6 protein-coding genes and 1 rRNA gene are annotated in these 6,668 nt (G+C 68.0%); all 7 read left to right on the top strand.

The features are described from left to right. Nucleotides 1-95 (top strand): 5S ribosomal RNA (gene rrf, locus ACFY4A_RS39705); the annotation flags it as partial. Nucleotides 96-204: 109 nt separating this feature from the next. Next, nucleotides 205-813: a CDP-alcohol phosphatidyltransferase family protein gene (locus ACFY4A_RS39700; RefSeq protein WP_100567216.1), complete on the top strand. Its 609-nt coding sequence runs from the start codon at nucleotides 205-207 to the stop codon at nucleotides 811-813. Nucleotides 814-929: 116 nt separating this feature from the next. Further along, on the top strand, nucleotides 930-3,425 hold the full coding sequence (locus tag ACFY4A_RS39695; protein WP_390834181.1) for a sugar phosphate nucleotidyltransferase: 2,496 nt from the start codon (nucleotides 930-932) through the stop codon (nucleotides 3,423-3,425). A 143-nt stretch (nucleotides 3,426-3,568) separates the two neighbouring features. Beyond that, nucleotides 3,569-4,465 carry a DUF881 domain-containing protein gene (locus ACFY4A_RS39690; RefSeq protein ID WP_390834180.1) on the top strand — a complete coding sequence of 299 codons (897 nt, stop codon included), beginning with the start codon at nucleotides 3,569-3,571 and terminating at the stop codon, nucleotides 4,463-4,465. Beyond that, nucleotides 4,462-4,794 carry a small basic family protein gene (locus ACFY4A_RS39685; RefSeq protein WP_003988855.1) on the top strand — a complete coding sequence of 111 codons (333 nt, stop codon included), beginning with the start codon at nucleotides 4,462-4,464 and terminating at the stop codon, nucleotides 4,792-4,794. Before ACFY4A_RS39690 ends, ACFY4A_RS39685 begins: the two co-directional genes overlap by 4 nt. A 5-nt stretch (nucleotides 4,795-4,799) precedes the next feature. Continuing rightward, complete coding sequence (locus ACFY4A_RS39680) at nucleotides 4,800-5,669, top strand: DUF881 domain-containing protein (RefSeq protein WP_390834179.1); 870 nt, start codon at nucleotides 4,800-4,802, stop codon at nucleotides 5,667-5,669. A 130-nt stretch (nucleotides 5,670-5,799) separates the two neighbouring features. Beyond that, the gene (locus ACFY4A_RS39675; protein WP_390834178.1) at nucleotides 5,800-6,660 is read left to right on the top strand and encodes an FHA domain-containing protein; all 861 of its coding nucleotides are present in this window, start codon (nucleotides 5,800-5,802) and stop codon (nucleotides 6,658-6,660) included. Nucleotides 6,661-6,668: the final 8 nt, after the last annotated feature.

Below are 6,668 nucleotides of genomic sequence, written 5' to 3'. Positions count from 1 at the left end.
AAACGCCCGGTTACATTCCGAACCCGGAAGCTAAGCCTTACAGCGCCGATGGTACTGCAGGGGGGACCCTGTGGGAGAGTAGGACGCCGCCGAACTCCCTTTAGAGCTCCGGCTCCTGGGCAAACAGCCCGGGAGCCGGAGCTTTTTTGCGTTGGGGTAAAGTCAGGAGGCATCGTCGGTATCTTTCCCACAGGAGGCCCCCGGGTGGAGGTCCAGGAGACCCGTGTCCAGACGGACCGGGTCCTCACCATCCCGAACATCCTCAGCATGGCACGGCTCGTCGGCGTGCCCCTCTTCCTGTGGCTGATCCTCCGGCCGGAGTTCGGTGGCCCCAAGAGTGACGGATGGGCCCTGCTGGTGCTGGCGTTGAGTGGCGTCAGCGACTACCTCGACGGCAAGCTCGCGCGACGGTGGAACCAGGTCAGCAGTCTCGGCCGGCTGCTCGACCCCGCGGCCGACCGGCTCTACGTTCTCTCCACCCTCCTCGGTCTCACCTGGCGCGAGATTCTGCCGCTGTGGCTGACCGCTCTGCTCGTGGCACGCGAATTGATGCTCCTGGTGGCCGTGGGTGTCCTCAGACGGCACGGCTACCCACCGCCGCAGGTGAACTTCCTGGGGAAGGCGGCGACGTTCAACCTGATGTATGCGTTCCCCTTGTTGCTGCTAAGTGACGGCAGCGGATGGATCGCGTCACTCGCAGCCATTTTCGGATGGGCGTTCGCAGGATGGGGTACAACGCTCTATTGGTGGGCAGGAGTCCTCTACGTGGTACAAGTCCGCCGTTTGGTCCGTGCGGACGCCATGGCCGACTGAGTTCCCTCATCGAGGCAGCCGCGGGGACTCCGATGGCCCGCCTGGGGAAAGTGCGGGACAATCAGGACGGGTGCAGTCGGCTAGATCGTCGTCTCTTGGAGGAGGACGCTTCCGACATGAAGGCCGTCGTGATGGCCGGAGGCGAAGGCACGCGCCTTCGTCCGATGACCTCGAGCATGCCCAAGCCGCTCCTGCCGGTGGCCAACCGGCCGATCATGGAGCATGTGCTGCGGCTGCTCAAGAGGCATGGGCTGAATGAGACCGTCGTCACAGTCCAGTTCCTGGCCTCGTTGGTCAAGAACTACTTCGGTGACGGTGAAGAGCTCGGAATGGAGCTCACCTATGCCAATGAGGAGAAGCCACTCGGAACCGCCGGAAGCGTCAAGAACGCCGAGGAGGCATTGAAGGACGACGCCTTCCTCGTCATCTCCGGTGATGCCCTGACCGATTTCGACCTCACCCGGCTGATCGATTTCCACAAGGAAAAGGGCGCGATGGTGACCGTGTGTCTCACCCGCGTGCCCAATCCGCTGGAATTCGGTATCACCATCGTCGACGAAGAGGGCAAGGTCGAGCGCTTCCTGGAGAAGCCGACCTGGGGCCAGGTCTTCTCCGACACCGTGAACACGGGCATCTATGTGATGGAGCCCGAGGTGTTCAACTATGTCGACCCCGATGTTCCGGTCGACTGGTCCGGCGATGTCTTCCCGCAGTTGATGAAGGAAGGCAAGCCGATTTACGGCTATATCGCCGAGGGCTACTGGGAGGACGTCGGTACCCACGAGAGCTATGTGAAGGCGCAGGCCGACGTCCTGGAGGGCAAGGTCGACGTCGAGATCGACGGCTTCGAGATCTCCCCGGGAGTCTGGGTCGCCGAGGGCGCCGAGGTGCACCCCGAAGCCGTGTTGCGCGGCCCGCTCTACATCGGCGACTACGCCAAGGTGGAGGCCGGCGCCGAACTCCGAGAGCACACCGTCGTCGGCTCCAATGTCGTCGTGAAGAGCGGTGCCTTCCTGCACAAGGCCGTCGTGCACGACAACGTGTACATCGGTCAGCACAGCAACCTGCGCGGTTGTGTCGTAGGCAAGAACACCGACATCATGCGCGCCGCGCGGATCGAGGACGGCGCGGTCATCGGTGACGAGTGCCTGATCGGCGAAGAATCGATCGTGCAGGGCAACGTCCGGGTGTACCCGTTCAAGACGATCGAGGCCGGCGCCTTCGTCAACACCTCGGTGATCTGGGAGTCGCGGGGCCAGGCGCACCTCTTCGGGGCCCGCGGAGTGTCCGGGATCCTGAACGTGGAGATCACCCCGGAGCTCGCCGTACGGCTCGCCGGCGCCTACGCGACCACGCTCAAGAAGGGCTCCACGGTCACCACGGCCCGTGACCACTCCCGGGGCGCCCGCGCGCTCAAGCGGGCGGTCATATCAGCCCTCCAGGCCAGCGCCATCGACGTACGGGACCTGGAGAACGTGCCGCTGCCGGTCGCCCGGCAGCAGACCGCGCGGGGCAGCGCTGGCGGCATCATGATCCGGACCACGCCCGGGGTGCCCGACTCGGTCGACATCATGTTCTTCGACGGACAGGGCGCCGACCTGTCCCAGGGCAGCCAGCGCAAGCTGGACCGGGTCTTCGCGCGCCAGGAGTACCGGCGTGCGTTCCCGGGCGAGATCGGTGACCTGTACTTCCCGTCCAGCGTCTTCGACTCGTACACCGGTTCGCTGCTGCGCAACGTCGACACCACCGGGATCGCCGAGTCGGGGCTCAAGGTCGTCGTGGACGCCTCGAACGGCAGCGCCGGACTCGTGTTGCCCAGCCTGCTCGGCAAGCTCGGTGTGGACTCGCTGACGATCAATCCCGGGCTGAACGAGTCCCGGCCGACGGAGACCGCCGACATGCGGCGCGCGGGTCTGGTGCGGCTCGGCGAGATCGTGGCGTCCTCCGGGGCCGCGTTCGGTGTGCGGTTCGACCCGGTGGGCGAGCGGCTGTCGCTCGTCGACGAGAGGGGCCGCATCATCGAGGACGACCGGGCGCTGCTGGTGTTGCTCGACCTCGTCGCCGCCGAGCGGCGCAGCGGCCGGGTGGCGCTGCCCGTCACGACCACTCGGATCGCCGAGCAGGTGGCCGCCTACCACGGCACCCAGGTGGAGTGGACGACGACCTCTCCCGACGACCTCACCCGGGTCGGCGGCGAGGAGGGGACGATCTTCGGCGGTGACGGCAAGGGCGGGTTCATCGTCCCGGAGTTCAGCAGCGTCTACGACGGTACGGCGGCCTTCGTACGGCTCATCGGGCTGGTAGCGCGCACACAGCTCACCCTGAGCCAGATCGACGCCCGGATCCCGCGTGCGCACGTCCTCAGGCGCGATCTGGCGACGCCGTGGGCCGTCAAGGGCCTGGTGATGCGCCGGGTCGTCGAGGCCGCCGGAGACCGCTTCGTGGACACCACGGACGGTGTGCGGGTCGTGGAGACCGACGGCCGCTGGGTGATGGTCCTGCCCGACCCGGCCGAGGCCGTCACCCATCTGTGGGCCGAGGGGCCCGACGACGCCTCCGCCCAGGCGCTGCTCGACGAGTGGGCGGCGGTCGTGGACAGCGCCGGCCGGTAGAACGCCCGCCGGTGGAGCAGGGCGCCGGCCGGTAAAACGGACAGCACGCACGCGTGCCGGACAAGTGTCCTCCAAGGGGGCCTGTCCGGCACGCCGGTGGGGCCATTCGGAGGTCACGGCCAGGTCGTGCGACGATGTGCGGCATGCCGCAGCATCCCCCCATTCGGAGCAACCCCGCGCGGCCCGCCCGACCGGACGCCTCCATGTCGTTGATCACCAACGTCATGGACCACAGCCTCGACGACGGTTACGCCGAGGCCGCCGCCCGGAAGAAGGCCGCCGGTGAGAGCGGCATGCCGAAAACCGTCAGGGCGAAACTCGGCCTGGCGGGCGGGCTGGTGCTGGCCGCACTCGTGGTGACCGTGGGTGCGGCGCAGGCACGCGTGGCGGCCCCGGTCGTCGCCAAGGAGCGCCAGGAGCTGATCGACCGCATCGACCGGGAGACCGCGGCGGCCGACAAGCTCGAGGGCACCGTCGACAAGCTGCGCGACGACGTGAGCGCGCGGCAGCGCCAGGCGCTCCGGCATACCGGCGGCAACCCGCGGGCCGACCTGGTGAGCATGCTTGCGGGCGCCGCCGAGGTGTATGGCCCCGGAATGAGGCTCGTGGTGGACGACGCCAAGGAGGCCGGGACGGCCGGCGGCGGCGATCCGCGCGGGACGTCGGGTTTCTCCGACACCGGCCGGGTGCGTGACCGGGACATGCAGCGGGTGGTGAACGGGCTGTGGCAGTCGGGTGCCGAGGCCGTCTCCATCAACGGGCAGCGGCTGACGGCCCTGTCGGCGATCAGGGCCGCGGGTGACGCGATACTGGTCGACAACAAGCCGCTGGTGCCGCCGTACACGGTGCTCGCCGTGGGGGACGGGAAACGGCTGAGCGCCCGGTTCAAGGACAGCCCCGACGGGCTGTACCTCCAGGCCCTGAAGGACAACTACGGCATCCGGGCCGGCATCTCCGTGGAGAGCGACCTCCGGCTGGCCGCCGCACCGAGTGTGATCGTACGTACAGCACAGCCGAGCACTGAGAAGGGCACATCGTGATCGCCGTACTGGGCCTCGTCGTGGGAGTGGTGGCCGGCCTGTTGGTCCGGCCCGAGGTTCCGGCGGTCGTCGAGCCTTATCTGCCGATCGCCGTCGTCGCGGCGCTGGACGCCGTCTTCGGTGGCCTGCGGGCCATGCTGGACGGCATCTTCGACGACAAGGTGTTCGTCGTGTCGTTTCTGTCCAATGTGGTCGTGGCCGCGCTGATCGTCTTCCTGGGCGACAAGTTGGGCGTCGGCGCCCAGCTGTCCACGGGTGTCGTGGTCGTCCTCGGTATCCGCATCTTCTCCAACGCCGCGGCGATCCGACGGCACGTGTTCCGGGCGTGAGAGTCATGAGCCACCAGGACGAACAGCCCGGGAACGGGCAGCACGACACCCGGCCCGAGCAGCAGCGGCTGCGCCAGGAGTTGCCCGAGGAGGTGCCCGCGCCGGCGGCCGCCGGCGACGGCCGGAGCACCGAGGAGAGTTCCGAGCCCGCGCTGACCGGTCGCCAGCGGCTGGTCCAAGGACTGTGGCCGCCGCGCTTGACCCGGGCCCAACTCGTCGTCGCCCTGCTGTTGTTCGGCCTCGGCTTCGGACTCGCCGTCCAGGTCGCCTCCAACAGCAGCGGCGACAACGCGCTGCGCGGCGCCCGGCAGGAGGATCTTGTGCGCATCCTCGATGAACTGGACGACCGCACTCAGCGTCTTGAGGACGAGAAGCAGGGTCTGGAGAAGCAGCGCCAGGAGTTGGAGAACAGCTCGGACCAGGCCGAGGAGGCCCGCAGGCAGACGGCCGAGAAGGAGAAGCAACTCGGCATCCTCGCGGGCACGGTGGCCGCGCAGGGGCCCGGCATCACGATCACGATCGGGGACACGAAGGGGACGGTCCGGGCGGACATGCTGCTCGACGCGATACAGGAGCTGCGCGCGGCCGGTGCGGAGGCGATCGAGGTGAACGGTGTGCGGGTGGTCGCGAACACCTATCTGACCGACTCCGGCAAGAGCGTGGACGTCGACGGGAACAAGATCAACACTCCGTATCGTTTCAAGGTCATCGGCAAGCCGCAGGACCTCGAACCGGCGCTCAACATTCCTGGAGGCGTGGTGCAGACCCTGGAGAAGGAGCAGGCCACCGTGACCATCGACCGTTCGGACAAGATCGTCGTGGATGCCTTGCGGGCGGCGAAGAGGCCTGACTACGCTCGGTCGTCCTCGCAGTGAACCGGTGGTGCATGGCGGTCGTCCGGCAGGGGCATGAGGTTGCGGGGGGTCGGCGCACCGATTGGGTGGTGCGTGGTGGAAACTGTCTGGTGGATACGGACGTTGTGAAGATGTCCGGGTCGACCGGTGTATGCAGTCAGGGTTCGTCCTGCCCCACGGGCGGGTCTGTTTCGGTCAAGGGGAATCGCCCGTGAAGTTGTTTGCGAAGTTGTTCGGCAAGAGCGCGCGAGAGGGCGGCGAGAACGCGACGGCCCGTCACCGCGCACAGCCTGACGCCGAGGGTCGGCGTCCGCTGTTCAGGGACCAGGTGGCCGGTCAGGGCGCGCCGTCGGTTGACCCTGCCCAGTCGGGCGGCATAGGTTTCGGGCAACCGTCAACCTCAGGTACGGCTGGAGGGTTTGCCGCCGGCCCGTACGCGTCCGACGTCCCTGCGGGGCAGCCGCGGGAGGAGGATCCGTCCATGTCGGCCCTGGTGTGTACGAGGTGCGGTAACCGCAACGCGGAGAACAGCCGCTTCTGTTCCAACTGCGGTGCGCCCCTGCGGCCGGGCGCGGCGCCGGAGCGCTCGTCGGAGACGACCTCGACGATCTCCATCTCCGGTCTGGAGGCCTACGACGCCGAGGCCACCGGCCAGACGCCGATGCTGTCTCCGGAGGCGCAGGCGGCCGTCGACGCGCTGCCGCTGGGCTCGGCCCTGCTGGTGGTGCGCCGCGGCCCGAACTCGGGCAGCCGCTTCCTCCTGGACGGCGAGCTGACCACGGCCGGGCGTCATCCGCAGAGCGACATCTTCCTGGACGACGTGACGGTCTCGCGTCGCCATGTGGAGTTCCGCCGCAGCCCGGACGGCTCGTTCACGGTGGCCGACGTCGGCAGTCTGAACGGCACGTACGTCAACCGGGAGCCGATCGACCGGGTCGCTCTGTCCAACGGTGACGAGGTGCAGATCGGCAAGTACCGGCTGGTCTTCTACTCGAGCCGGCAGGGCGTCTGACCTGTCAG

The organism is Streptomyces sp. NPDC001292 (genome assembly GCF_042896465.1).
Classification (GTDB): domain Bacteria; phylum Actinomycetota; class Actinomycetes; order Streptomycetales; family Streptomycetaceae; genus Streptomyces.
Note: the sequence above shows the minus strand (reverse complement) of the source record. Positions and strands in the feature narration are given on the sequence as shown.